Below are 23,903 nucleotides of genomic sequence, written 5' to 3' on the forward strand. Positions count from 1 at the left end.
TGGGGAAGAGATTTTTTTCGGCGGTCATCGCGAAGTATGTTGGGGCCAGTTTTCTTCGTTTGTGAAAAAGCCGCGCCATTCGGGTGCTGAATTCGTTCAAATTGTACGCGCCAAGCTTGACGAGATTTCGTACATAAAGTACGATACCTTTTTCACCCGAGGGGTTTTCCGTGAGCACAGCGAACCATGCCGCCTTCGCCGACCTCTCCCGCCCGCTGTTGTCACCCCCACTGTTGTCGCTCTTGTCGCTCGACCAGCGCGAACGTGTTGCCGGAGCTTGGCGGATGGCCAGCCAGGACATCGCCGACGACATCCGTTTCATCCGCCAGTATCTGAAAGTGATTGCCGAGAAGGACGAGAGGCTGTCGACCGGCACGCTCGTTCACAGCCGCGCCTATGTCGAGGCCTGCGCCGGCTGGCTGCCGCAAACGGTGGCGCGCTATCTTCGCCATCTGCGCCAGATCACCGAATGCGAACTCACCATGACAGAAGCCGGCATCCGCTTCGCGCTGTCGAGTTATGCCTGGGAGGCATGAGACGCTGTTTCGCCTTGTCGCCAAACAAACAAATTGCGCTGCCCATTGCAGCCGCAATTCGTCAGGTTGAGAGGCTCGGGCGCGCCTGAACGGCGGGCGCCAAGGATGGCCCCCCGGGCGAATTCAGCGTTGCCCTATTTCGACTTGGCCTTGCCGGACTTTGCGGCCGCAGGCTTCGCGGCCTTTGGCTTGGCGTCTACCTTGGCGGGCTTCGCAGCAGCCTTCTTCGCCGCCTTCTTCGGCTTGGCGGCTGCGCCATCGACTTCAGCCGTCGCCTGCTCCCAGTGTTCCTGATGTGCGCCTTCGGGGCGGCCTGCCTGTTCCCAAATCTCGTGTGCGCGCTGGCGAATACGGTCCTGTCTGTCGTCCGTCACTTAAGCCTCCGTGGTTGGGTCCGATCGGTTGGTCCAGATTCCACGAAAACATTAGCCGAAAATTCAGCCGGCGTCTTGAGTGACTCAGCGCCGATCGGAAACGACCGCGACACCAAGCAGTGCTGCTTTCTTGGTAATCAGCCCCGCAAGGTCGGCATCCGAACGATCGGTGCCGGTGCGCTCGCGCAGGACCGCGATCGCATCCTGCATCGACAACAGCGCCGTACTGCGCTCGGCCAGCAACTTGTCGCAACACGCCGCAACATTGGCGGAATTCGGGGTTTCGACATGCGGCAACATGGCAATGCTCCTTTCCCGATTCGACCCTGCCATTCTTGTTCGCAAGAACGGCAGGGCCGGATTATCGATGATGGTTCTATCGGTCGGAACTACTCGACGACCTCGATGATCCTGCGCGTGCCGGGGTCAACCAACACGGTATGATTGTCGACGACGGCGTATCTGTACTGAACATCGGGCACCTCTTGCAGTTCGACCGTGTCAGGCAAAGCAGAGCCGACATTCAGTTCGACGCCGAGAAGATTGACCGAGGCCAGCGGGTGCTTATGCACATATTCGCGAACGACCGTGCGCTGTTTGGGGGTGACGATCACCTGCTGCTGCGCCGGCTGCGTGACGATCACTTCGTCGGCAGCGGCAACACCGAGACCAGCGATCATGGCAAGCCCGGCGACGGCGGGAATAAGGACGGTTTTCATCTTCGTCTCCTGTCGTTGTTAGCGAGCGCCGCCTTGCTCCCGCACGAGGCGAAAACAGCACAGATCGAGATGGCGGGCTCCTGGAGGCAAACGCCTCCGGTACGGTCTTGTTCCGTAAGTGGAGACTAATTGATCGGCCCGATCAGGCATTGAGGCTGGAACCGCATCGGCATGATTCGCATTGAAGACGATCCCTCAGGAGACCTTCAATATGAACGATATGCGGCTCCAAGTTCCGGTGGCGATTGCGGTCGGCGCCGGCTTCAAACGCGACATCGCGACGTTGGCCGAGATGCAGAATTTTCTCAAGGAATGGCCGCAGGCCGGACGCGGCAAGATTTATGACACGGCACTGAGGGCCTGCGAAATGGCCAGGGCTGGACACCTGACCAAGGACCAGGCGCGGCGGGCCTTCACCGCCTTTGCCGAGGCGGCAGGCATTGCCTGGACCGGTATCGATCCGGTGACGGCGCTTCGCCTGGCCAAAACTGGCTGGCCCCGGCCCACACTGTAGAGACCTCAAACGAGATCATTGCTTCGGCGGCTGCACAGGCACCTCGCCGGGCTTGATCACCGGCGTTTTGCCTTGATCCGGCGGCGGCTGCGTCATGCCCTGGTCACCGCTGGGTGGCGGCTGCAGCACGCCGCCGCAAGAACCAAGATTGGCGGTCGAATTGCCATTGCCGGCATCGGAGGAAGGCGGCTGCTGGCCGCCATCCTGGGGCTGCGCCTGGCAAGGTACGGGAGGAGCGCCCTCGCCGCTGTCTTGCGCGGCCGCGGGGCCGGCAAGTGCCAGCAGCGCGCAGGGCAAGAAAACAAAGATCTTCATCGTCCGGTCCTTTGCTTGGGATCATCCCTTGGCAAAGCACCCCGGCGGCAATTGGTTCCATGAAGGTGATGGGGAACAAGGTGATGGGGAACCTGTCTGCTGGCGGCGAGTTAGATCTTCTCGAAGCCTCAAGGAGGCCGTCATGTGCTGCCAAGGAGACACCGATGATCAGAAAACTCAAATCGGGAAAATATCGGCTCTATTCGCGCAAGGTCGATGAAAAGACCGGACGGCGACGCAATCTCGGCACCTTCGACAGCCGCGAGGCGGCCGAGAAACACGAACGCGAAGTCCAGTATTTCAAGCGCCATTGAGATCGCTCACCTGAACCCCAGCGGGCAAGCGACCGCTTGACGCGGATCGTGCGGATGCACGCTCCCCCATCGCAGACGGCAGGCGTACCAAGCCGCAAACCGCCGGCACTTGAGTGCCGACGGGCGCGCGATCGGGCCTTCAGTTCGATGCGGGATCGCCCAGCGCCCCGGTGACGAAGGACGCCGCGATCAGATCGTCGGCATCGATGCGTAGGGACCCTTCGGCGTCCCCCATGATGGCCGCGACCTTCTGGAAGGTCTGCATCTCGTGTTCGGTAATCCGGGCGTTTCGCATCCTGGCTTTCAGATCGGCGACGCGTCTGCCCAATGAGGCGGACGCCCCGATTTCTCTTTTCGACATAGTGGTCGTGCTCCTCCCCCCAACCCTGTTTTGCCCCTTGCCCGCTTAGACGTACTCACAGCTGCCTATATATGAGGCAGCACGAATACAGTCGCGGCAACGCGCGGTGCCAGGGAAGGTTCCGGCGCCAAATGGTCACGAAATAATACGGATAGGGCCGACAGCCCGAACGGCGACTGGCGCCGCAACCGCCGGCTGCGGCCATCAGGCCGAACCAACCCCCGTCGCTATTCGCGACGCGGGTCAGATTTCAATCGCCTTGCGTTGAACAGTCAGCGAGAGACCGAAGGCACGCCAGAGACCGAACGCGCCGTTTCGGGTGAGAACACCACGAAAGCAAAGATCAGAACGGCAGCGGCGACGATGAGCGAGCCGCCGGCGACGACAGGCTCAAGCGCCGGGTTTCCCTGCAGCATCACATAGAGTGCTGGCAGCATGATCACCACGCCAACCGTATATAGCCCGTAATGGATCATGGCGATGCGGCGCGCCGCCTTTTGTGGATTGAGCGCGTAGTAACCGCCGAAGATGGCGCTCGTCACCCAGCCCAGCAGGTTGATATGCGCGTGCGCCGGGAAGGCGCTGTGATCGCCTGAGATCGCCATCTGCAGGCCGGCAGCGATCCCCAATATGAGGAACACGATGGCGGTTTTAAAGAAAAGCTCCGAAACCCTAGGCATGTCGATTTTTCCCCCGATGCCGTTTACCCCGATATTGCGAAGGCTACACTCGGGAACGGAGATTTTCCATACCGTACTTAGGGTTAGTAACGCTTTTCCGCTTAAGACCGGCAGCTTCGTCGTGCCGTCAAAAAAGCCGCCGGGGCGAACCCCGGCGGCTTGGTCGTTCGATCAGGCCGTTTCGACCGCGATCGGCTTTACGGTGTTACCGGAGGAGCAAGCTTGGCGGCCATCTGGTCGATCTTCTCGGCAAGCACGCCGTTGGCCCAGTCGGTGACCTCAGGGTCGACCGGCTTGTTGGCCATATCGGCGAGTGCGTCATCGAGCGATGGGATGCCGGCAGTGGCAGTGTCGGCAGCCGTCTGCGCCGCGGCAGCTGCTGTTTCAGCATCCGTGACCGCGGCCTCCAGATCCGCGATCGTTGCGGCCTGGGCCGCCGTCACCTCGGGTGTTGGAGGCGTAATGGCATTCGCCGCGTCGAACAGCGCCTGCTGGGCCGTCACCGCGTCCTCGGCCGCCGTCACCGCCGCATTTGCCTCGGCAAGCGCGGCTGCGGCGAGCTTGGCGTTCGCGGACGCCGTCACAAAAGCCTGAACGCCGGCGAACTTCTTGCTCTTGGAGTTCAAATAGGCGTTGATGTTGCGTTGCAGCGAGTTCAGCCGGCCAAGCTTGGCGTGGATGTTCTTTTCCTTGGGTGTCGCGGCGACCTCGACGTCATCGACGTCAGCCTGGTCATCGGTCGAGGCCTTCTTTCCGGCATGAGCCGATGCCGACTTGCCATGCGAAGCGCTGTTGCCGGAATTGCCGTTGCCGCCGCCATTGCCATTGCCGCCGCCGTTGCCGCCGCCATGGCCGTGGCCACCACCGTTACCGCCACCGTTACCACCAGCACCAGCCAGGGCCGGAGAGGCCAGGAGCGCAAACGCGGCAAGCGCCGCCAAAAGAGTTTTTCGGGATGTCATGATACCTCCTCGGGGATAGCCACCTCCGCCGACTCGCTATAGCAGCGCCATATGAGAATTTGCTAATTCGATGGAGTAAACTTTAGATAAATGTGGTTGCGATACGCGATAATCGGCCTGCAAAAAGGTTGGACTAAATCTCTTAAATAATTGAAATATAAACACAAATTCTAAAATAGCCGAGCGAACCGGCCCTTTGCGCGACTGACGCCCTATACTGATCAGACCTTAGGCCTAATTGCTGTGATACTTAAGTCGCAACCATGACCGTCGTCGCGTGATTTGTCGAACAGGTGTCGAATACGGATTCGACATGACCGAGCAACCAACTTGGTGATCGAGCTGCCGGCAGAGCCGCCTTCGAGGCGGATGTATTGAGCACCAGAAAAGCAGGCGTTCGGAGCATCGGTGATGGTCGATTGGTCGCCCGGGAAGGACGGCCTTCTCAACCGCTTGCGGCATTGGGCCTATGGCATCAGCAGGATATCAGCGCCCGGCTGTTCGTCGAACAGCACCGCGCAGCCGCGCCTCAGCGCCACCGCAGACAGCGCATTGGCCACCGCCTCGTCCGGCGACACGAAATCGCCGGTCAGCACCCGCAACTCTTCCACCGCCTTGGCCATCGACACGCAGTGCCCGGCAACGCGATCGCTCGTGCAGGCGTCAACGACGCTAACGAGGTCGATCATCTCGAACTGGCCCATACCGGCCTCCTCGAAACAGTGTCCCATCGAGACAATGAACGCCGTGGCGAGAGACAATGTTCCCTGCGCCCGGCGGCAAGGCAGATCAATCGACCGCCGGTCTCCAGCAAACTCACTGGAGGTAAGCGCCGTGCTTGACAGCGGACCCTGTTTGTTCTCTATTTGTTCGCAAAACCACCCCTAGCAACAGACGCGGCTAATGCTGCAACGCCCAAAGGAACGGCCGGGATGGAACCCACCATCCTGCATGCGGATCTCGACGCCTTCTATGCCTCGGTCGAGCAGCTGCTCGACCCGTCGCTCAGGGGCAAGCCGATTGCCGTCGGCGGCGGTGTCGTGCTTGCCGCTTCCTACGAGGCCAGGGGTTTTGGCGTGCGCGGCGGGATGCCGGGACGACGCGCGCGGGAGCTTTGCCCGCAGTTGATCTTTGTCGGCGGAAATTTCGGCGAGTACCAGAGGCTGGGCGACGCCGCGATAAAAGTGCTCGACGATTTCACGCCGCTGGTCGAGCGCATCTCTATCGACGAGGCCTTTGCCGATGTCGCCGGCTGCACGCATCTGTTCGGGTCGCCGGCCGAGATCGCCGCCAGGGTGCGGCGGCGTGTACGGGCCGAACTCGGGCTGCCGATCTCGATCGGCGTGGCGCGCACCAAACACCTGGCCAAGATCGCCTCGCAAGTGGCAAAACCCGACGGGCTGGTGGTGGTCGATCCGGCAACGGAGCTCGCCTTTCTGCACGATTTGCCGGTCGGGTTGATGTGGGGCGTCGGCCCGGCGACCAAAGCGCGGCTGGCCGAGATCGGTGTCGAGACCATCGGCCAGCTGGCCAAGACCCACAGCGGCGCACTGCGCCGGTTGCTCGGGCCTGCCGCCGGCGAAAAGCTGGCGTCGCTGGCATGGAACCGCGACCCGCGAAAACTCGAAACCCACCGTCGATCGCATTCCGCCGGTGCGCAGTCGGCACTTGGCAAGCGGCCTGCCGAGGCCCGTATCTTCGGACCTGTGCTGCTGCATCTGGCAGACCGGGTCGCCAGCCGCCTCAGGGCAAAATCGCGGCCCGGCCGCACGGTGACGGTGCGGGTGCGTTTCGCCGATCTGCACGCTGTCACGCGCTCGCTGACGCTCGAGCAGCCGATTTCGGCGACCGCGATGCTGGCCGAAATCGCCGAGGAGCTGGTGCGCGGCGTGCTGGCCGCCAACCCGCGGGAAAAGACCATCTCACTGCTGGCGATCTCGGTGTCGCAACTGGAAGAAAGTGCCGAGCTGCAGCTGGAACTGCCGCTCGGGCTTGCCGACGAGAGAAAGCAGCCGGGAAGCAAAAAGGGCCTGGCGCGCTTTGGCGCCGACCGCGCCATCGACAAGATCCGCCAGCGCTTTGGCAGAGAGGCGGTCGGCTATGGCGCGGTGGCGCTGGAGGCCCGGCGCTCGGTTCCCGACGCCTTCCGCGAACTAGCGGAAAAGGAGCTGTGAGAACTATCGGCCGGTGCGCCAATAGCGATGCACTTTGACGCCGCTTGCCCCATGCCAGGGCTCGCAAGCTATGCCGTCACGATCGGCGTCGTGCGTCGGCCAGTAGCCCGGTTCTCCCACATGCGCAGGGGCCAGGCCGACGGCACGCGCAGCGCTACAGTTCGGAAATGCCGCAAGGTGCCTGAGCACCGCCCAAGGCGAGTCGAACCGGACGCCCAGAAAGCCGTAGACGATGTAGCCGAACAATAGGATGAACGGGGCCAGCATGGCCAGCCGTCTCAACCTGCCCGACCTGCCGTGGCGGCGATGCATTGACCAACGCAGGAACGGCAGGTGCATCATCCTTGGCACGCCCCTTCTTGGCACGCCCCCTTCTTGGCACGCTCTGTGGCCTCACTCCCTGAAGGCGCGGTTGATCTGGTCTTGCAGCGGCTTGACGAGGTAGGAAATCACGGTCCGGTCGGCGGTCTTGATGAAGGATTCGACCGGCATGCCCGGAACCAACTTGATCTCGCCAAGGCGAGCCACTTCCGCGCTCGTGGTCGCGATGCGCACGGTGTAGTAGCTGATGCCGGTGCGCTGGTCGGTGGTCGTGTCCGGCGAGGTGCGCTCGACCGTGCCGTTGATCTGCGGCGTGGTGCGCTGGTTGAAGGCCGAGAAGCGCAGTGCGGCCGGCTGGCCGACCCATAGCTGGTCGATGTCGCTCGGCGCGATCTTGGCCTCGACGGTCAGGCTGTCGCTGTCGGGCACGATCTGCATGATTGTCTGGCCGGGGGTGATGACACCGCCGATGGTATGGACGATGGACTGTTGCACGACGCCGTCCTGCGGCGCACGAATGTCAATGCGCTTGAGCTGGTCCTCGGCGGCGATCTTGCGCTCCGTCAGTTCGCCAACCTTGGCGTCGATATCGCGCAACTCCTTGTTGACGTCGGTGCTGAGTTCGAGGTCGATCTGGATAATCTGCAAATTGATCTCGGCAATCTTGCCCTGGGCCTGCGCCTGGGCCGCTATCAGCTGGCTGCGCTCGCCGTCGAGCCGCGCCGACTCGCGCTCCATGGCCGTCAGGCGGTCGATGGAAATCAGCCGCTTTTTCCACAGCTGACGTATGCTGGCCAATTCTTCCTCGACGAGCGTGATTTCTTTCGACTTGGCGTCAGCCTGGCCAGTGTTCCCGACGATCTCCTTCTGCAGCTGGAGAATGCGCTCCTGCAACTGGCTCTTCTGGCCGGACCGGGACGCCCGCCCTGTCTCGAAGACCTGTTCCTCGCCGGCAATGATCTCGGCGATCGCCGGGTCGTCGCGGCGATCGAGAACATCCCTAGGGAAGGCAATGGTATCGGCGCCCTGGCGCTCGGCCTCGAGGCGCGCCTCGCGCGCCGACAGCTGGTCCAGCGACTTGGTCACCACGGCAAGGTTGGCTGCCGGCATGGTGGGGTCGAGGCGCACGAGCAGCGCACCGTGCTTGACGCGGTCGCCGTCGCGCACGGCGATCTCGCCGACGATGCCTCCGGTCGAATGTTGCACGTCCTTGACGTGGGAATCGACAACGAGGACCCCGGGGGCGATGACCGCTCCGGAAATGCGGGTCAGCGATGCCCAGCCGCCGACACCGCCAACCAGCAGCGCGACCGCGACGAGACCGAAACGCATATAGCGTCGAATGGATTGGTGGGAGGAGCTCAGCATCGTTCCTCCCTTCATTCGCCTGCCGCCACCGCGCCGGGCGTCGGCTCTTCGGTGGCGAGCCTGAGACGTGGCACGGCGACCACCGGTGGCTGCGGCCGCGGGAACAGCTTGGCCAAAACGTCGTCCTTGAGGCCGAAAGCCTGGACGCGGCCCTGGTTCATGGCGAGGATGAAATCGACCGTGGCGAGCGCGCTCGGCCGGTGCGCCACCAGCACGACCATGCCGCCGCGCTTCCGCACCCCCATGATCGCCTGCAGTAGCGCCTGCTCACCTTCGGCATCGAGGTTTGAATTCGGCTCATCGAGCACGACAAGGAAAGGATCGCGATAGAGCGCGCGGGCCAGCGCGATGCGCTGGCGCTGGCCGGCCGACACGGCCTCGCCGAGCTCGCCGATCTGGGTTTCGTAGCCGTCGCGGAAACCGACGATGAGATCATGCGCGCCGGCGGCGTTGGCCGCGGCAATGATCGAGGCGGGATCGGCATCGGGCTCGAAACGCGCGATGTTCTCGGCGACCGTGCCGGCAAACAGTTCCACATCCTGCGGCAGGTAACCGATGAAGCGGCCACGATCCTCCGCCGACCACTGGTCGAGGTCGGCGCCGTCGAGGCGGATCCTGCCGGCGGCGGGCTGCCAGGCCCCGACGAGCGCCCTGACCAGCGTCGACTTGCCCGAACCGCTCTGGCCGATGACGCCGACGGCGTGTCCCGCCTCAAGGGCAAAACTGGCGTCATGCACCAGCGGGCGCTGCGTGCCGGGCGCCGCGACGCTGACGCCTTGCATGAACACGTGGCGGCTTGGGACCGGCATCACCATCGGATCGGCGTCGGCCGGCACCGCCGCGAGAATCCTGGTCAGCCGCTGCCAGCCCTGCCGCGCCGTCAGGAAGCCTTTCCAGTTGGCGATGACCAGGTCGACGGGGGCGAGTGCGCGACCGCTCAGGATCGAAGCGGTGATGATGATGCCCGCGGTCGCCTGTTGCTCGATCACCAGCCAGGCGCCGACGCCGAGCATGGCCGACTGCAGCAGCATGCGCAGCACCTTGGACACGGCGCCGAAGCCGCCGGCGATATCGCTGACACGACGCTGCTCGGCAAGATAATCGCGGTTGGCGTGTTCCCATCTCTTGACCATCCTGCCGCCCATGCCAAGAGCCGCGATCACTTCCGCGTTGCGGTTGCCTGTGGACGTCAGGCCGTTGCGGATGATGCCGGTCTGGGTGCCGGAGGTAACCGGCTTGCGCGTCAGCCGCTCGGCAAGGACGGTCAAAAAGACGAGCACGATCGCGCCGACCAGGGCAGTCAGGCCGAGAAGCACGTGGAACATGAAGATGACGGCCAGATAGAGCGGCAGCCACGGCAGGTCGAACAAAGCGGTCGGGCCGCTGCCCGACAGGAAGGCACGCACGCTGTCGAGGTCTCGCACCGACTGCATGCTGTCGCCGTTGCGCCCGACCTTGAGCGGCAGCTTGAGGACGCTGGAATAGACGCGGGCGCCGAGCGCCTCGTCAAGGGCGCCGCCGATGCGCACCATAATGCGGCCACGCACGAGATCGAGCACGCCCTGCCCGGCGTAAAGGATGACGACAAGCACGCTGAGGCCGATCAGCGTCGGCATGCTGCGGCTCGGCAGCACGCGGTCGTAGACTTCGAGCATGTAGAGCGAGCCGGCGAGCATCAGCACGTTGAGCACGCCGCTGAACAGCGCGACCGCGGCGAAGGCTGAGCGGCAGGCGGCAAGTGCAGCCGCGAGCTCGGACGTCGGGGGGCCCGCCGCCTGCCGCTTTCCCCTCCCTGGCTGTGGCTTGCTGTCGGCTACGTGAACCGGGGGCGGTTTCACGGCGGACTCACGGCCAGAAGACCTCCAGATGTAGAGCAAGAGCAGCGCGCCGAGCGTTCCCCCAAGAACCACCCAGCGCGTGCTGATTTCAGACACTGCCAACCGCACTTCGCCAAACGCGAGCACAAACACGCCGGTGGCGAGGATGAGTTTTGGAAATCTGAGCAGCAGTGTCATGCGGAACGCTTCCTGGCATCAGCCGCCATCATTGGCGTAGATGTGCAGTATCGCTCCTTCGAAGGTCATTCCGGTGTTGTTGTAGAAATCGAGCTCCTGGTGAATGAGGTTTCCGGCAAGCTCGGATCCGGCGGTGGAGGATTCGGTTTCCAGTCCGACGTTCCAGGCTGCAGTGTTCGCCTTCACCGCGCTTCCGCCACCCCAGTCCTCGAACTGGGAGGTAGGTGACCCGCCATTCGTCACCTGCAGCCAGTCGATTGCCTGGTCGAGATATTTATGGGGGCTGTTGGGATCGGTAGCGTCGCCGATGGGATTCCCGGCGAGGTAGTTGAGCCAGGTGGCTACCGCATCGCGGGCAAGAACGAAGCGCGTATCCTGCTGGTCCTTGGCAGATGCATCGATGACCTTGAGTGCATCGGCATAGGAGATGAAGAACGTGTCTTCCCCGGGATCGGTAATTCCGTCCTTGTCGTAGTCGCCGATCAGAAGGCCCGGTTTACCTGGATCCAGCGTTCCATTGTGATCGGCGTCGACAATGTAACGCAGTTCGTGGGTAGCAAAGTTCGGACCGGTCTTGCCGACGCCGTCAACGCCATCCCAGAACGACTTGCCGAGATTGGTCCAGAACCCGGGCGTGCGCACGCCGGGGCCTTCGAACGAGGTTACGGTGGCGGTGTCCTGAGCGGTGACCGAATTCAGGCTGTCGTCGTCGTGAGCCGCGACAGTCACCAGATTGGTTTTGCTGGCCCCATTCGGCAGCAAGTTGATGGCGGTGGTCGCTTCGAAAGCCCAGGTCTCGTTGCTGTCGACCAGAAAGTCGCCGTCCGTATCACCACTGACATAGTGAGAGCCATAGGTATGGCCGGCGACCGAGAAGCCACTGAGCAGGTTGATGTCGTCACCGGTATTCGCCGTGCCGTTGTCATCGACCAGCGAGGTCAGCGTCAACGGATCGAGCGCGCCGGCCGGGCTCGTATTGGTTATTGCATAATGATAGGTGACGTTCTGCGGCCCAGACTGCGTCAATTCCGAAGGGTGGAAGATGCCGTCGTGGTCGCCATCGACGGTCTTATCGATGGCGATCGACGGTGCGACATCCTTCACCGTCACGGTTGCGTCGGCGCTGTCGGTCACGTCGTTGTCGCTGTCGTCGTCATGGCCATGTACCACGACCGTGTTGACGATGCTGCCGGCATTGTGGGCGTCGATACCGACCGTCGCGTTGAACGTCCAGGTCTCGTCGCTGTCGACCAAATAGTCGTCGTCGATGTCGCCGGACACGTAGTGGGTGCCATGATCGCTGCCCGCCACGAARCCATCGAGCAGATCGATGTCGTCRGTGGCATCGCCTGGCGTTGCATTGTCGTCCACAAGCCCGGTCAGCGTCAGCGGGTCGAACGCGCCGGCCGCACTCGTGTTCGTCACTTCATAGGTGTAGGTGACGTCGGTGGCGGAGCCCTCGTCAATCGAGGTCGGGTCGGCCGTCTTGGYGACGTGGATYGATGGCGCCACATCGTCCACCGTCACCGTCGCGTCGGCGCTGTCGGTCACGTCGTTGTCGCTGTCGTCGTCATGGCCATGYACCACGACCGTGTTGACGATGCTGCCGGTATTTTGGGCGTCGATGCCGACCGTCGCGKTGAACGTCCAGGTCTCGTCGCTGTCGACCAAATAGTCGTCGTCGWYGTCGCCGGACASGTAGTGGGTGCCGTGATCGCTGCCCGCCACGAAGCCATCGAGCAGATCGATGTCGTCGGTGGCATCGCCTGGCGTTGCATTGTCGTCCACAAGCCCGGTCAGCGTCAGCGGGTCRAACGCGCCGGCCGCACTCGTGTTCGTCACTTCATAGGTRTAGGTGACGTCGGTGGCGGAGCCCTCGTCAATCGAGGTCGGGTCGGCCGTCTTGGCGACGTGGATCGATGGCGCCACATCCGTCACCGTCACCGTCGCGTCGTCGGTGTCGGTCACGTCGTTGGTGGTGTCGTCGTCATGGGCATGCACGACCACCGTGTTGACGATGCTGCTGCCGGCATCGTGGGCTGCAACGTTGACATCGGCCGTGAAAATCCAGGTCTCGTTGCTGTCGACAAGGTAGTCGTTGTCGGTGTCGCCGGACACATAGTGCGTGCCGTGCGTGCTGTTGGCCACGAAGCCGTTGAGCAGGTTGATGTCGTCAGTGGCATCGCCTGGCGTCGCATTGTCGTCGATCAGCGAGGTCAGCGTCAGCGGATCGGTGGCTCCGTCCGCGCTCGTGTTTGTCACGTTGTAGGTGTAGGTGACGGTCGTCGCCGAGCCTTCGTCGATCTCGGTCGGATCGACCGTCTTCTCGATCGCGACCGCTGGAGCGTTGTCGACACCGGCCTTGGTGATTACACCCCATTCCTCGAACCCGCCGTCCGAATCGCTGGGATCGCCGAACGCCGAGTAGAGATAGACATAGTTACCGGTTGCGTTGTCGAAGAAGCTGGTGGGGATATAGACGAACATGTCGCCCTTGCCACTGCCTGCCGGCGCGTCCTTGCCGGCATTCAACTGAACGGTCACGTCGCCGTCGGTGGCGTTCCCATCGAGATCATAGAGCAGTTGCTGGGTCTGAAGCGTCGGAAGGGCTGTGATATTCGGATCCGAGGCCGAATAGATCTGCAACGAGTTAAGGGACAGCAATTCCCCCTTGGTGCTGTTCGGCTCGTTAGCGTCGAGCTTGAACACATAATAGTCGTGGCCGTCCAGGGTCACTACCTGCATATCGCTCAGCAGAAGCGCGTTCGTGTGCTCCTGCTGTTTGTCATCCAGCGGCAACGGAGTGCCATCGGTGTTGAAGCCGCTTTCCGTGCCGTTCGCACCAAGCACAAGGAAGGTGTCGTAGTTGCCTGTACCGGCTTCGCCTTGTGGCTGGGCCGTAAAAATGGTGCCGTCGGTCAATGTTCCCGAGGTGATTGCACCGCTGATATCGACTACGGTATCGGCCATTTTCTTAACTCCCCTTGCGCTTGCAAGCGCGTTCCCTTGTTGGCCGCACAAGGCGGCTGACTACCCCAGACCTATTGCAACGCCGGGCGTGCCCGCGGAACGCGGCATCGCCGGCAAAGAGCCGTTCGTGACATAAGCGGCGTTGAACAGGGAAGGCCTTGGCGGGGCGGCTGCGCCCATTCGCCAGACACAACTACCCCCGGATGACGGAATCGACCCGTCGTCGGACTGACTGTCACGCTCACGCCCCATACCCCAAAACTCGCGCGATCTACGTCGACCGCCTGAGCATTAATATTCCCCTAACCATATTACGCAGGTTGCAATTGGTGCGTCCATATAACCGTGGTTATAGACGCGAATGCAAATTCAACGCCGGTAAATCTCCTTCATATTCAAGTCGAATTCCTTGGACACGACCGAATTGTTTCCAAATTCCTCAAATTTTACTTTCCTGGACGAGATTATTGGAACCAGTTCCGTGGTCTCATCAAGCGACAGGCCAGCACTTGTGCGGCGGTATCGCGTCTGCTTCAGTCCGCTGCCAGGGACCTTGCTGCCGGCAGCACGTGGAGGTTGATTGCGTATTTGCTAATTCTTATCGGAAGCACGATGCTGATGCCGGGATGGCTCCCATATAAGGAGGAGCAGGCCGGGTTCGGAGGCCGTCTCCGGCCAGCGTGCAGGCATAGGCACAGCAACGCCGGGGCCGCCCTTGGGCGCAAGGCCGTGGCGCTTTGATTTGAGCGGAGGAGTACTGTTGATGATTGAGTATAGGCGATTGCCGCTTCAGCCGGACGAAAACAATGGTGTCGCTCCGGCGTGGCGCTTTGTTGGCCGGCGGTCGCCGCCGTTCACGCCGCCCCCGGCAGTCAGGCGTAAGGGGGCCTGAACATGGTCACCACGGTATTCATCGCCGATGACCATCCGCTGCTGCTGCACGGGCTGGCAGACCTGATTGCCCGCGATCCCGGCTTCCTGGTCGTCGGGTCGGCGCTCGACGGCAAGAGTGCGCTGGCGATGATCCGGCAGGAGGTGCCGGATGTCGCGGTGCTCGACGTGCGCATGCCGGGGCTGAGCGGGCCCGAAATCGCCGCGGAACTCGGCAGGCTGGGGCTCGCCACGCGCTGCGTGCTTCTGACAGCAACCGCTTCCAACGCCGAGCTTTATGATGCCGTGGTGGCGGGCGTCGTCGGTATCGTGTTCAAGGAAGCCACGGTCGAGACACTGGCCAAATGTATCCGTCAGGTGGCCGCGGGCGGACGCTGGTTGCCCGCCGAGATCGTCGATGACGCCGTCGAAAGCGAGGCCTCCCGGCGGATCAGATGGCAGAAGCTTTCGTCGCTGCTGACCATCCGCGAGATGGAGATCGCCCGGCTTGCCGCCGCCAACAGGCCGAACGGGCAGATCGCGCTCGATCTCGGCATTTCGAAAGGCACGCTGAAAATCCACATGAACAATATCTACCGCAAATTGCAGGTCTCCTCGCGTGGCGAGCTTTTTCAGCTGGTGGCCGGTCAAATCTCGCACGACGCCCGGACGGGACGGCAATGAAACCAATGCAGATGCCCGCGACAGCCTGCCTGTCCGGCTTCGCCGGCCCTGTAAGATCCCCCGCGCGGCGGTGCCGATGCCGAACCGCGGCGGCCAGAATCTTGCACAGGCCAAAAATCTTGCACAGGCCAAAATCTTGTACAGGCAATGTCGCAAACGCTGCGGAGCCTCTATAACAGGCACGGGTGGGAAGGGTGGATCGTGCGATTGCTTGGGGTTTTCCTGGGAGAGTTTTTGCCGCGTTGGGGCAGACTGTCGCTGGCCCTGCAGTTCCTCATTGCCGGCGGTATCGGGCTGCTGGTGGTGATGCTGGTGGTTGGCCTGTGGGTGACTTCGCAAATCCGGCAAGGCGTCATGCGCAATTCCGCCGCGACCACGGCGCTCTACGTCGACAGCGTGATAGCGCCTCTGTTGCCCGACATGCGCAAAAGCCGTGAGCTCGACGATACCGTCAAGCGGGCGCTCGACGAGACGCTCGATCAGGGTGCGCTCGGCAAGCGGCTGGCGTCGTTCAAGCTGTGGCGGCGCGACGGCACCATCCTCTACGCCAAGGATGCGACGCTGATCGGCAAAGTGTTCGAGCCGAACGCCAACCTGGTCACCGCCTTCGACGGCAATGTCGTGGCCGAGTACAACGACCTCGACGACGACGCCGAGAGCCCATACGAGAAAAAGACGGTGGCTGGACCGCTGCTGGAAATCTACAATCCGATACGCGAACCCTGGTCGGGCGAAGTCGTCGCCGTTTCAGAGTTCTACGAGGTTGCCGACGACTTCGAATCGACGCTGAACGTCGCTCTGTGGCAAAGCTGGCTGGTGGTGGCCGGCGCCACGGCGGCGGCATTGGCGCTTTTGTCGGGCATCGTCTTTCGCGGCAGCCGCACCATCCAAACCCAGCGGGCGGCACTCGAAGCCAAGATCGCCGAATTGCGGGCGCTGCTGTCGCAGAATTCATTGCTGCGCGAGCGCGTGCAGCACGCCTCGCGCCGCGCCACCGCGCTCAACGAACGCTATCTCAGGCGCATCGGCGCCGATCTTCACGACGGGCCGGCTCAGCTCGTGGCGCTGGCGGCACTCAGGATGGACAGCCCGATCTTGCTTGATCCCGGCGCCTCCACCGCGCTGCGCGAAGCCGAGATCGCCGACATCCACAAAACGCTTGACGAAGCGATCCGCGAGATACGCGGCATCTGCAACGGTCTCGTCTTGCCGCAGATCGAGACGGCGGCGGTGCTCGACATATTGCGAATGGCGGTCGCCGAACACCAACGGCGGACCGGAACCTCGGTTTTGCTGACGCTGCCGAAGCGCTTGCGCGAACCCGGCCCTTCCGAGAAGATCAGCATCTATCGCTTTGTCCAGGAAGGCTTGAACAACGCCTATCGCCACGGAAAAGGCAGGGATCAGGCGGTGAAAGCGGCAATGAAGGGCGGCAAACTGTTCGTCGAGGTGCTCGACGGCGGTCCCGGATTCGACCCGGCAAGAAGCGAGGGCCTTGGGCTTGCCGGTCTCAGGGAGCGTATCGAGAGCATCGGCGGCCAGTTCGAAACCGTATCCGGCCCACAAGGCACACGACTGGTGATAACATTGACCATTGAGGAGCAATCGTGACCCACGCCATCCGCATTGCCATTATCGACGACCATCCGTTGTTTCGCGAGGGTGTAGCGCGCAGCCTCGGCGAGATCGGCGGTTTCGAAATCGTCGGCGAAGGCTCCAGTGCCGAGGATGCCGAAAGGCTGGTCGCGGCCATGCGGCCCGACATCGTGCTGCTCGACATCAGCATGCCGGGCGGCGGGCTCACCGCCGCGGCAAACATCATGGCCGGGCACCCCGGCCAGAAGGTCGTCATGCTGACCGTGTCGGAAGCCAACGCCGACGTTGCCCAGGCGCTCAATGCCGGCGCGCGCGGCTATGTGCTGAAAGGCGTCGGTTCGAAGGCGCTGGCCGAAATCCTCAGCAACGTCGCGGCTGGCGAAAGCTATGTCTCGCCGACACTGTCGGCCCGGCTTCTGTCGGACCTGTTGCAGCCGGCGAACCGCAAGGCCGATCCCATTCAGCAGCTCACCGGCCGCGAGGCCGATATCCTGCGCCTGGTGGCGGAAGGCTTGAGCAACAAGGAAGTCGCCGCACGGCTTTCGCTGCAAGAGAAGACGGTCAAGCATCACATGACGCGGGTTCTGGCCAAGCTCAATGTCCGCAACCGCACCGAGGCGGCGCTGCTGATGCGCGAGGCGCGGGAGCGCGCGAGTTGACGCGCAGGGCACGGACGACACCCGTCCGCACGAGGCACTGAGGAAAAAACACATCCGCCCGAAAGCGGCTAGCTAGCCTCACAAACTTTTCAAACGTGCCACATCGGCGGCGGTCGCCGCCCGTTCGACGATGGTGCGGTCGAGCGCATCCTTCATCGTGAACCGGCCATTGTGGATATCTTCCTTCATGCCGTTGGGATGAGTGACCGTGATGCCGGTGGCGTCGACCTCGACCTGATCGCCGGTTGCAGAATTCACATGGCTGGCCTTGCCGGCGCCGGTATTGCCCTTGCCCTTGCCGTTACCGCCGCTGTTGCTGTTACCGTTTCCACCGCTGTTGCCGTTGCCGCCGCCATTTCCGTTGCCACCGCCATTGCCGCCGCCGCCGCCCCCATTGCCGCCGCCGCCATTGCCGCCATCCTTGGCAAAGGCATTGCTGGCGGCAATCTTGGCGGCGCCGTCAAAGCTGAGGTGGTAGGGGACAAGGACCAGGGCGAGCGTCGTCGACGCCCGCAAGGCAAGCCAGCAGAGTTGGCGCAAGCGCGTAATCTGTCTCTCCTCTGATGGTCAGCGAGGACCGACCCGATTTGTCCACAACCGGAATGGCGTTGTTACCCGAACAGCATCCACAAATCGACGTTCTGCGAAAGCGGCTTACGACCCTTGTCTCAGCCGATACAGACCTTTTTTATAAAATTGTCAGACTTAAGTCTGATATTATGCAACCACTAGCTGCATCCGGTCTGCTTGAGCAGGCCGACCAGCCAGGCCAGGCCTGTATCCATCAGCGCGACCTTCGGCACGATGCTGTTGATGTTGAAGTGGCCAAACCGCACGGGCGCATTGATGCCGACGACGCCGAAACGGCCGCCATGCATGGCGAGGAACCGGCGCGGATAGGCCGAGATCAGGTCGGTTTGCGCAAGCACCGCCAGTCCGAACATGAAGTTGGGGACCGTCAGCGCGACGCGACGCGACAGGCCGCGCTCGGCCAGCACCCTGTCGACAAAACCATTTGGATCGCCGCTGTTCGAGACGACCATATGTTGCATGGCGCAGTAGTTTTCGAGGCCCGGCGCGTTCGCGAAAGGATGGCCGGCGCGCATGGCGACGATGAAATCCTCCTCATAAAGCGTGTCGACGGCAAAGCGCACCGGCAGCCCGTCGAACGGAATCACGGCGACATCCATGGCGCGCGTTTCGAGCTCGGCGACGCAGTCGCTCCAGGCCGTAGTTGGCGACGGTTCGCCTTGGCGCGGCAGCAGCTGCCGGATGGAGATGTCGACGGCCGGGGCTGTTCGGCGCACTTCTTCGAGCAGCGGCGGCAGGAGCACGGATGACACGGCATCCGGCGCGCCGATGGTGAAGCGGCGCGTCGAGCGGGCGGGATCAAACGGCTCGGCGCTTGCGATCACCCGGCGCACCCGCGCCAGAATCTCGGCCACCGGCTCGGCAAGCTCCGTTGCCCGATCGGTGGGCACGACGCCGCGCGGTGTCTTCAGGAACAGCGGATCGCCAAGCAGCTTGCGCAGCCGGCCGAGGCCATGGCTGACCGCCGAAGCTGACAGGTTGAGCCGCTCCGCCGAGCGGCCGACATGCCGCTCTTCCATGATGGCCTGGAACAGGACCAGCAAGTTGAGGTCGGCGCGAGCGAGATCGATCTTGTTCAGCATATTCCTGAAACCATGTCACCGGATTCAGGATACCACAGTTGCAGGTCGCGTTGTCAGCCCCGGGCGATAGCAGCGGCCTGTTCCAGGCTGATGCCCTTGCCGAGAGGATCGGCATGGCGATGGGCGAGCCGCCATTCGGATCCATCGCGGCGATAGACCAGGGTGACACGCAGCGGCCACTCCTGCGCCGGCAGACCGCCGACTTCGACGTGGCATCGCTCAAGGGTCGCAAGAACCACGATGTCGGCCGAGCCATAAGCCTGGACCACCTCTTGCTCGAACGTACCATTTCTAAAGAAGCGACCAACCGCCTCCCAACTCTCTTGCGTCATGTTCGAGCCGCGCGTGGGCGTTCCGCCGAATGGAGACATCAGCGTGTAGTCATCGGCGTGAGGGACCAAAGCGCGATAGCCGGCGATGTCACCGCGCATGAGCGCCGCGTTTGCGTCCTTGGATCGCTGGACGAGTTCTGCGACCGTCCGGTCGATGGCGGGGTCCTCGTGCGCCGAGGCAGAAACGCCGATTGCAAGTGATGCAAGGCCGGCGCCGCCCGCTGCGGCGAGCAGTGAACGTCGTGAAGCTGGCATAAGATCCTCTCCTGTCGTCGTCTTTAGTGGGCGAAGCCGCCGCAGTTCGGTCGGGCGAGCTACCCACGCTCCACGAGATCGCATTTGGGAGTTGATGGATCCAGTGATATGATTTCAGCAATATACTGAATGAAACTGAGTGCGACGTTCGCGATCGCTTGCTGCGGCTGCATGAGGCCTGGTGCGCGGCGACTGTGATGGCTGGCAGTCGCTGGCGCGCGAGATCGGATCGTCCGACCTGAGGCGGGCCGAACACCATCGCGACATCATCCGCCGTTTCGAACGCTTCCCGCACCGCAACCCGATCCTCGGCCGCGCCATGCGCGCCCAAGAACAACGCTTTCTAGAGGAAGGTGGATTTGCGGGTTAGCGTCTCGGCGCCAAGAAAAAGCGGGATGGGACGACGGTCCCGCCAAGGTTGACAGTGTCGATCTGTCTGGCATTATCGCGTGATCCTGGAGGATGCACTATGAAGAAAATCTATTTGAAGCCCGTGCTGGTCAAAAAGGGCAAGCTCTCGCAGGTTACTGCGGTCACCAACGGCGCCGGTTCCGGGCCTACCACATAACAGTTGGATCGTCCGGATGCCGCTTGGCCGAGGGGCAGGTTTTAAGGGTAGAAATTGGAGATGGGACATATGAAGAAGACCTATTCAAAGCCGGTGCTGGTCAGGAAGGGCAAGCTGTCGCAGGTCACCGCGAACGGTGCTTCCAGCATTACCCCGCGCTGAGCTTTTTCACCCCGATTGATCGAGGTCATACTGACAGAGTTGGGCGGCCTGATCGTTTCTAGGTATGATCTTTTCCCGAACCGCAGGTCTCGGGACCAACTCAGAGCGCTACCACCAGATCTTCAAGCACAAGCTGCCAATAATGGCGTGTGGAAAAACGCACGCGCGTCACCGCTGCCAGCATCGGCGCGTAGTGCACGGGCGCCAGCGCCGACAAGGTGACGGTGTCGCTGGCGACCAGCCGGTCGCCGAGCCAGCTTTCGATCAGGGCGGTTTCGCCTTCGGACTTCAGCCACGCCGCGGTCAGCATCACGGAGTGGAACCCGAACGGTTTTTCGCTGGAGAATTCGGCCGGATGCCCGCTGCTGGTATAGCAGACATGGTCTCCCGAGATGTTGCCGTTGACATAGCCTTCGCTGCCTTCGATGTGATCGCGCGCCATCGCGTTCAAATTGAACCAGATGAACCCGGCATAACCGGACGGCACTTTGCGCAAGCCGTGCCCGGTGACATCGTCGAAACCGATGGTCTGCAAGGACGCGGCACCGTCGATGGCGCCATTTTCGGGCGACAGCAGGCCGACCTCCGTCGGGTAGGCCGACAAGGCCAGCCGGCGCGCCACGCTACTGCCAGTGATTTCGATCGCGTCGGCGTCGTCGGGCAGATCGACGCGAAAGCCGACGCCATCGCCAAGCGGATGCACCGCCACCTCTTGCCCGTTCCTTGTCACCGAGACGCTCGCCGAGACATTGTCGGCCACGCGGCCGCTGAGCCATCGGACAGGAAACAGGCCGACCGGCTGCAGCATCGCCTCCGTAACCAGCCCCGTTGGCGATCCCGGCAGCGAGCGGACGTGCTGCGACTGGACCTCGTTGGCGCTGCTCGAACGCCAGCCGGGCGGCACCGAAACCGCGAACCGGTAGTTGCCCGGCACATGGATGGGTGCGGACCGGCGTTTCGTCGACGTCTTGAAATTGGCAAAGCCAGCACGATTGCTCCGCGCCGCTGCCACGAGACGGCCCTCGCCGTCATGCAGCCTGACCATGATGCCAGCCATCGGCCGGTCGCCCAGCCCATAGCGGCCGTCGCGGTCGGCGTCGAAATAGACAAAGGACGAATAGTTGAGGTCGCCGCGGCTGTCCGACCAGTCCCGCCGCACGGCGTAGTCATTTGCCGGATTTTCCCGCAGCCGAGCCTTGCGGCGAGACCGGACCTGCCGCCAGGCGAACGCCGCAACGACAAGGGCAAACCCCAGGAGGATTGCCGCTTTGACCAAAGAGGATTCAAGCACCGCTGTCAGCCTTCGCCACGCCCACGAGATCTCCGCAATGAGCCATATACCGATGCCGCAGTATCCAGAGCAACCGGACACCGGAGCCGGCGAACCCTGCGTGCGATCTCACATCCGCATTTCAGCCCAGAAGCACCGCTGCTCCGGCGTCTGTTTGAGACTGCCGTGACATTGGTGGATGTCCAGCCCGGCGCTGGTGTTGGCCTCGACGATGACGATGCCGGTTGGCATCAGGGCGACGTCCCATCCAACGAGGCCGGGATAGGGCAACAGGCTCGCAAGATGCAGCATCACCCATTTGACGGCCTGCCAGTCGGGCACGGCAGCGCCGCGAATCTGGACACCGCTTTCGGGGTGCGTTTCCCGGAACTCACGCCTCTTGAGCTCAGCATTGTAGAACAGCCCGGCGGCCAGGATGCCCGTGTCGATATCCACCTTGGCGGCGATGCCGCCTTTGCCCGATTGCCAATTGTCGGTGGGATAGGTTGCAGGCCGGCCCATTTTCATCGTCGCCGCAAGAAAGGCCGGCCGGTGATCGGAAAAATGCGTGCCGGTCAGCACGCGCAACGTGTTCAACGTCGCGGGGAAGAAGGCTTCGCTCCACGGCCCCTGCCGGATGATATCGGAGACGATGTAGCCCGTGGACGAGGCGTTGGAAAAGCCATCCAGCAATTGCCGCGCCTCGATGCGGTTGCCGTTTAGGAGGATGCCGTCGGGCAACTGGGCCAGCCTCTTGGCGCCTTTGCCCTTGCCCTCGCCGGCGGGCTTCAGGAACAGTTCGCCGTTTTCGGCGAGCAGCTGAAGCAGCGCATCCAGTTCTAGTATCTTGCCATCGCCAGCCAGGCTTATGAGCTTTTGGCCTGCAATATAGTGGGTGGCCGGCGGCGCCACGGATGGCATGACGCAATCGAGCCAGAGTTTCTGATCCAGTTTGTTGTGCAGTGCTTGCTCAAGGCGGAGATTGTAGGTCGCCTTGCGCCGCCGTTCCAAGGTGAAGTTGAAATAGTCATGATCGCGATAAGCCTTGTCCTCCAGCATCACCAGGCCTTTGGAGGGATGCCCCTTGAGCAGGCTGCGAAGCCGCCAACCGAAGGTCGGAGCTGAACTGGAAAACTCCGTCTCAAGAAAAGATTTGTAGAACAACCACCGCCGCGCAATCGACATGCCCACTCCCCTGCCCGGGTGCCAGGGTATAACATTTCGAAAGACAGTTCACGCCGACCGGCAGCTATTCCGGTGACGGCACCGGCGGCCTCGTCGTCAGCGCGGCACCGAAGGCGGCGACGACCACGGCGGCGATCCCCGCGCATTGCAGCGGGCTGAGGATCTCGTGCAGGAACAGGAAGCCGGCCAGCGCGCCCAGCGCCGGCTCCAGGCAGGTCAGCGTGCCGTAGAGCCTGGCCGGCATGCGGGTCAGCGCCACCATCTCCAGCCAGAACGGCAAGGCACTGGAAAACAGGCCGACCAGCAGCGCGCTGACCAGGATCGAAGGGGCCACCAGGCCCGCACCCGCCTCTGCAACGCCGAACGGCAGGGCGATAATGGCGGCGATGGTTATTCCATAGGCCGTGGTCTGGCTGCCGAGTTCGGCGCCCGCCTTCTGCGCAAAGACGATGTAGAGCGCCCAGCAGCCGCCGGCTGCAAGCGCGAGCATGACGCCGATCGGGTCGAGCGCACTGCCGGAATGGATGAAGGGCGACAGAAGCACGATGCCGGCGACGCCCAGCGCCACCCAGACAAAAGTCGCTGGCGCGCCGCGACGACAGCGTCGCCACCAGCAGTGGACCGGAGAATTCGAGTGCCACTGCGACGCCGAGCGGGATTCTGGCAAGCGCCGCATAAAAAAGCAGATTCAGCGCCGCAAGGTTCACGCCATAGGCGATGAGCCAGGGCAGCACGTCGCGCGACGGCCGCACCCGCCACGGCCTCAGCGCCACCGCCAGCATCAGCGCGCCGACGACCAGCCGGAGCGCCGTGGTGCCGTCGGCGCCGATCAGCGGAAACAGGCTCTTGGCAAAGGTGGCGCCGATCTGGATCGACACCATGGCGCCGAGCAGTGCGCCAATCGGCAAGCTCGTCGCTTCGGCTGCGGCGATTGGCGTCGACGTCAATTCCAGTCCCTCCCCGCCGTGGCCAGCAGACCGTGGCGCAGGCCCCGGATAGGTGGAACGGGCGTGGCTGTCGTGTGGC

The 23,903-nt window shown here is 62.9% G+C and carries 26 protein-coding genes and 2 pseudogenes; 10 read left to right on the forward strand and 18 right to left on the reverse strand.

Features of this window, described 5'->3' with window-relative positions:
• Positions 1-170 precede the first annotated feature (170 nt).
• Positions 171-536, forward strand: coding sequence for a hypothetical protein (locus AC1D1B_RS07585; protein WP_477330815.1), 366 nt, complete (start codon positions 171-173; stop codon positions 534-536).
• Positions 537-670: 134 nt separating this feature from the next.
• On the opposite strand, the gene AC1D1B_RS07590 is transcribed toward AC1D1B_RS07585, so the two are convergent.
• From AC1D1B_RS07590 to AC1D1B_RS07600, 3 genes are all read right to left on the reverse strand, one after another.
• A complete protein-coding gene (locus tag AC1D1B_RS07590; RefSeq protein WP_477330817.1) occupies positions 671-910 on the reverse strand; it encodes a DUF2934 domain-containing protein in 240 nt (79 codons plus the stop codon).
• A gap of 84 nt (positions 911-994) precedes the next feature.
• Positions 995-1,210 carry a hypothetical protein gene (locus AC1D1B_RS07595; protein WP_477330819.1) on the reverse strand — a complete coding sequence of 72 codons (216 nt, stop codon included), beginning with the start codon at positions 1,208-1,210 and terminating at the stop codon, positions 995-997.
• 89 nt (positions 1,211-1,299) lie between these two features.
• Positions 1,300-1,629, reverse strand: coding sequence for a DUF1236 domain-containing protein (locus AC1D1B_RS07600; protein WP_477330821.1), 330 nt, complete (start codon positions 1,627-1,629; stop codon positions 1,300-1,302).
• Between the two features lie 211 nt (positions 1,630-1,840).
• Here AC1D1B_RS07600 and AC1D1B_RS07605 point away from each other — a divergent pair, with 211 nt between their 5' ends.
• Complete coding sequence (locus tag AC1D1B_RS07605) at positions 1,841-2,143, forward strand: DUF982 domain-containing protein (protein WP_477330823.1); 303 nt, start codon at positions 1,841-1,843, stop codon at positions 2,141-2,143.
• A 15-nt stretch (positions 2,144-2,158) separates the two neighbouring features.
• Here AC1D1B_RS07605 and AC1D1B_RS07610 read toward each other — a convergent pair whose 3' ends face one another.
• Positions 2,159-2,458: a hypothetical protein gene (locus AC1D1B_RS07610; RefSeq protein ID WP_477330824.1), complete on the reverse strand. Its 300-nt coding sequence runs from the start codon at positions 2,456-2,458 to the stop codon at positions 2,159-2,161.
• Between the two features lie 164 nt (positions 2,459-2,622).
• On the opposite strand from AC1D1B_RS07610, the gene AC1D1B_RS07615 reads away from it, so the two are divergent.
• A complete protein-coding gene (locus tag AC1D1B_RS07615; RefSeq protein WP_142870100.1) occupies positions 2,623-2,772 on the forward strand; it encodes a hypothetical protein in 150 nt (49 codons plus the stop codon).
• Between the two features lie 139 nt (positions 2,773-2,911).
• Here the strand turns inward: AC1D1B_RS07615 and AC1D1B_RS07620 are convergent, their stop codons facing one another.
• The 4 genes from AC1D1B_RS07620 to AC1D1B_RS07635 all read right to left on the reverse strand — a co-directional run bounded on the left by AC1D1B_RS07620 (position 2,912) and on the right by AC1D1B_RS07635 (position 5,479).
• The gene (locus AC1D1B_RS07620) at positions 2,912-3,133 is read right to left on the reverse strand and encodes a hypothetical protein (protein ID WP_477330826.1); all 222 of its coding nucleotides are present in this window, start codon (positions 3,131-3,133) and stop codon (positions 2,912-2,914) included.
• Between the two features lie 272 nt (positions 3,134-3,405).
• Positions 3,406-3,813, reverse strand: a complete 408-nt coding sequence (locus tag AC1D1B_RS07625; RefSeq protein WP_477330828.1) for a hypothetical protein — start codon at positions 3,811-3,813, stop codon at positions 3,406-3,408.
• A gap of 197 nt (positions 3,814-4,010) precedes the next feature.
• Entirely contained in the window at positions 4,011-4,775 is a 765-nt protein-coding gene (locus tag AC1D1B_RS07630) for a hypothetical protein (RefSeq protein ID WP_477330830.1), read from the reverse strand.
• A gap of 467 nt (positions 4,776-5,242) precedes the next feature.
• Positions 5,243-5,479, reverse strand: coding sequence for a hypothetical protein (locus tag AC1D1B_RS07635; protein WP_112566764.1), 237 nt, complete (start codon positions 5,477-5,479; stop codon positions 5,243-5,245).
• Between the two features lie 228 nt (positions 5,480-5,707).
• Between AC1D1B_RS07635 and dinB the strand changes: the two genes are divergently transcribed.
• Entirely contained in the window at positions 5,708-6,949 is a 1,242-nt protein-coding gene (dinB, locus tag AC1D1B_RS07640) for a DNA polymerase IV (RefSeq protein ID WP_477330832.1), read from the forward strand.
• A gap of 3 nt (positions 6,950-6,952) precedes the next feature.
• Here the strand turns inward: dinB and AC1D1B_RS07645 are convergent, their stop codons facing one another.
• From AC1D1B_RS07645 to AC1D1B_RS07660, 4 genes are all read right to left on the reverse strand, one after another.
• Entirely contained in the window at positions 6,953-7,216 is a 264-nt protein-coding gene (locus AC1D1B_RS07645) for an excalibur calcium-binding domain-containing protein (protein WP_477330834.1), read from the reverse strand.
• A 126-nt stretch (positions 7,217-7,342) separates the two neighbouring features.
• The gene (locus AC1D1B_RS07650) at positions 7,343-8,638 is read right to left on the reverse strand and encodes an HlyD family type I secretion periplasmic adaptor subunit (protein ID WP_477330836.1); all 1,296 of its coding nucleotides are present in this window, start codon (positions 8,636-8,638) and stop codon (positions 7,343-7,345) included.
• 11 nt (positions 8,639-8,649) lie between these two features.
• A complete protein-coding gene (locus AC1D1B_RS07655; RefSeq protein WP_477330838.1) occupies positions 8,650-10,653 on the reverse strand; it encodes a type I secretion system permease/ATPase in 2,004 nt (667 codons plus the stop codon).
• A gap of 18 nt (positions 10,654-10,671) precedes the next feature.
• Positions 10,672-13,575, reverse strand: coding sequence for a hypothetical protein (locus tag AC1D1B_RS07660; protein WP_477330840.1), 2,904 nt, complete (start codon positions 13,573-13,575; stop codon positions 10,672-10,674).
• A 942-nt stretch (positions 13,576-14,517) separates the two neighbouring features.
• Here AC1D1B_RS07660 and AC1D1B_RS07665 point away from each other — a divergent pair.
• From AC1D1B_RS07665 to AC1D1B_RS07675, 3 genes are all read left to right on the forward strand, one after another.
• Positions 14,518-15,177 (forward strand): response regulator, encoded by a 660-nt coding sequence (locus AC1D1B_RS07665; protein WP_477330842.1) that lies wholly within the window; start codon positions 14,518-14,520, stop codon positions 15,175-15,177.
• A gap of 234 nt (positions 15,178-15,411) precedes the next feature.
• The gene (locus tag AC1D1B_RS07670; protein ID WP_477330844.1) at positions 15,412-16,788 is read left to right on the forward strand and encodes a sensor histidine kinase; all 1,377 of its coding nucleotides are present in this window, start codon (positions 15,412-15,414) and stop codon (positions 16,786-16,788) included.
• A complete protein-coding gene (locus AC1D1B_RS07675; protein ID WP_477330846.1) occupies positions 16,785-17,432 on the forward strand; it encodes a response regulator in 648 nt (215 codons plus the stop codon). The genes AC1D1B_RS07670 and AC1D1B_RS07675 overlap by 4 nt, the downstream gene beginning before the upstream one ends.
• A gap of 78 nt (positions 17,433-17,510) precedes the next feature.
• Here the strand turns inward: AC1D1B_RS07675 and AC1D1B_RS07680 are convergent, their stop codons facing one another.
• From AC1D1B_RS07680 to AC1D1B_RS07690, 3 genes are all read right to left on the reverse strand, one after another.
• The gene (locus tag AC1D1B_RS07680) at positions 17,511-17,972 is read right to left on the reverse strand and encodes a hypothetical protein (protein WP_477330848.1); all 462 of its coding nucleotides are present in this window, start codon (positions 17,970-17,972) and stop codon (positions 17,511-17,513) included.
• A 188-nt stretch (positions 17,973-18,160) separates the two neighbouring features.
• A complete protein-coding gene (locus AC1D1B_RS07685; protein WP_477330850.1) occupies positions 18,161-19,105 on the reverse strand; it encodes a LysR family transcriptional regulator in 945 nt (314 codons plus the stop codon).
• A 53-nt stretch (positions 19,106-19,158) separates the two neighbouring features.
• A complete protein-coding gene (locus AC1D1B_RS07690; RefSeq protein ID WP_477330852.1) occupies positions 19,159-19,692 on the reverse strand; it encodes a YybH family protein in 534 nt (177 codons plus the stop codon).
• Between the two features lie 211 nt (positions 19,693-19,903).
• On the opposite strand from AC1D1B_RS07690, the pseudogene AC1D1B_RS07695 reads away from it, so the two are divergent.
• From AC1D1B_RS07695 to AC1D1B_RS07705, 3 genes and pseudogenes are all read left to right on the forward strand, one after another.
• A pseudogene (locus tag AC1D1B_RS07695) lies at positions 19,904-20,062 on the forward strand (DUF924 family protein); the annotation flags it as partial.
• A gap of 99 nt (positions 20,063-20,161) precedes the next feature.
• The gene (locus tag AC1D1B_RS07700; protein WP_477330854.1) at positions 20,162-20,260 is read left to right on the forward strand and encodes a putative RiPP precursor; all 99 of its coding nucleotides are present in this window, start codon (positions 20,162-20,164) and stop codon (positions 20,258-20,260) included.
• A gap of 69 nt (positions 20,261-20,329) precedes the next feature.
• Complete coding sequence (locus AC1D1B_RS07705; protein WP_477330856.1) at positions 20,330-20,422, forward strand: putative RiPP precursor; 93 nt, start codon at positions 20,330-20,332, stop codon at positions 20,420-20,422.
• 100 nt (positions 20,423-20,522) lie between these two features.
• Here the strand turns inward: AC1D1B_RS07705 and AC1D1B_RS07710 are convergent, their stop codons facing one another.
• From AC1D1B_RS07710 to AC1D1B_RS07720, 3 genes and pseudogenes are all read right to left on the reverse strand, one after another.
• Complete coding sequence (locus tag AC1D1B_RS07710; RefSeq protein ID WP_477330858.1) at positions 20,523-21,713, reverse strand: hypothetical protein; 1,191 nt, start codon at positions 21,711-21,713, stop codon at positions 20,523-20,525.
• 108 nt (positions 21,714-21,821) lie between these two features.
• Positions 21,822-22,877, reverse strand: a complete 1,056-nt coding sequence (locus AC1D1B_RS07715) for a sugar-transfer associated ATP-grasp domain-containing protein (RefSeq protein ID WP_477330860.1) — start codon at positions 22,875-22,877, stop codon at positions 21,822-21,824.
• 64 nt (positions 22,878-22,941) lie between these two features.
• Positions 22,942-23,824: pseudogene (locus AC1D1B_RS07720) on the reverse strand (EamA family transporter).
• Positions 23,825-23,903 lie beyond the last annotated feature (79 nt).

It is taken from the genome of Mesorhizobium sp. P2_C5_2, from assembly GCF_056404535.1.

Excerpts from the sequence above, each read along its gene's own strand:
- AC1D1B_RS07595 (WP_477330819.1), bottom strand. The coding sequence starts at position 1,210 with ATGTTGCCGCATGTCGAAACCCCGAATTCCGCCAATGTTGCGGCGTGT.
- AC1D1B_RS07600 (WP_477330821.1), bottom strand. The coding sequence starts at position 1,629 with ATGAAAACCGTCCTTATTCCCGCCGTCGCCGGGCTTGCCATGATCGCT.
- AC1D1B_RS07605 (WP_477330823.1), top strand. The coding sequence starts at position 1,841 with ATGAACGATATGCGGCTCCAAGTTCCGGTGGCGATTGCGGTCGGCGCC.
- AC1D1B_RS07610 (WP_477330824.1), bottom strand. The coding sequence starts at position 2,458 with ATGAAGATCTTTGTTTTCTTGCCCTGCGCGCTGCTGGCACTTGCCGGC.
- AC1D1B_RS07615 (WP_142870100.1), top strand. The coding sequence starts at position 2,623 with ATGATCAGAAAACTCAAATCGGGAAAATATCGGCTCTATTCGCGCAAG.
- AC1D1B_RS07620 (WP_477330826.1), bottom strand. The coding sequence starts at position 3,133 with ATGTCGAAAAGAGAAATCGGGGCGTCCGCCTCATTGGGCAGACGCGTC.
- AC1D1B_RS07625 (WP_477330828.1), bottom strand. The coding sequence starts at position 3,813 with ATGCCTAGGGTTTCGGAGCTTTTCTTTAAAACCGCCATCGTGTTCCTC.
- AC1D1B_RS07630 (WP_477330830.1), bottom strand. The coding sequence starts at position 4,775 with ATGACATCCCGAAAAACTCTTTTGGCGGCGCTTGCCGCGTTTGCGCTC.
- AC1D1B_RS07635 (WP_112566764.1), bottom strand. The coding sequence starts at position 5,479 with ATGGGCCAGTTCGAGATGATCGACCTCGTTAGCGTCGTTGACGCCTGC.
- dinB (WP_477330832.1), top strand. The coding sequence starts at position 5,708 with ATGGAACCCACCATCCTGCATGCGGATCTCGACGCCTTCTATGCCTCG.
- AC1D1B_RS07645 (WP_477330834.1), bottom strand. The coding sequence starts at position 7,216 with ATGCTGGCCCCGTTCATCCTATTGTTCGGCTACATCGTCTACGGCTTT.
- AC1D1B_RS07650 (WP_477330836.1), bottom strand. The coding sequence starts at position 8,638 with ATGCTGAGCTCCTCCCACCAATCCATTCGACGCTATATGCGTTTCGGT.
- AC1D1B_RS07655 (WP_477330838.1), bottom strand. The coding sequence starts at position 10,653 with ATGACACTGCTGCTCAGATTTCCAAAACTCATCCTCGCCACCGGCGTG.
- AC1D1B_RS07665 (WP_477330842.1), top strand. The coding sequence starts at position 14,518 with ATGGTCACCACGGTATTCATCGCCGATGACCATCCGCTGCTGCTGCAC.
- AC1D1B_RS07685 (WP_477330850.1), bottom strand. The coding sequence starts at position 19,105 with ATGCTGAACAAGATCGATCTCGCTCGCGCCGACCTCAACTTGCTGGTC.
- AC1D1B_RS07690 (WP_477330852.1), bottom strand. The coding sequence starts at position 19,692 with ATGCCAGCTTCACGACGTTCACTGCTCGCCGCAGCGGGCGGCGCCGGC.
- AC1D1B_RS07700 (WP_477330854.1), top strand. The coding sequence starts at position 20,162 with ATGAAGAAAATCTATTTGAAGCCCGTGCTGGTCAAAAAGGGCAAGCTC.
- AC1D1B_RS07705 (WP_477330856.1), top strand. The coding sequence starts at position 20,330 with ATGAAGAAGACCTATTCAAAGCCGGTGCTGGTCAGGAAGGGCAAGCTG.
- AC1D1B_RS07715 (WP_477330860.1), bottom strand. The coding sequence starts at position 22,877 with ATGTCGATTGCGCGGCGGTGGTTGTTCTACAAATCTTTTCTTGAGACG.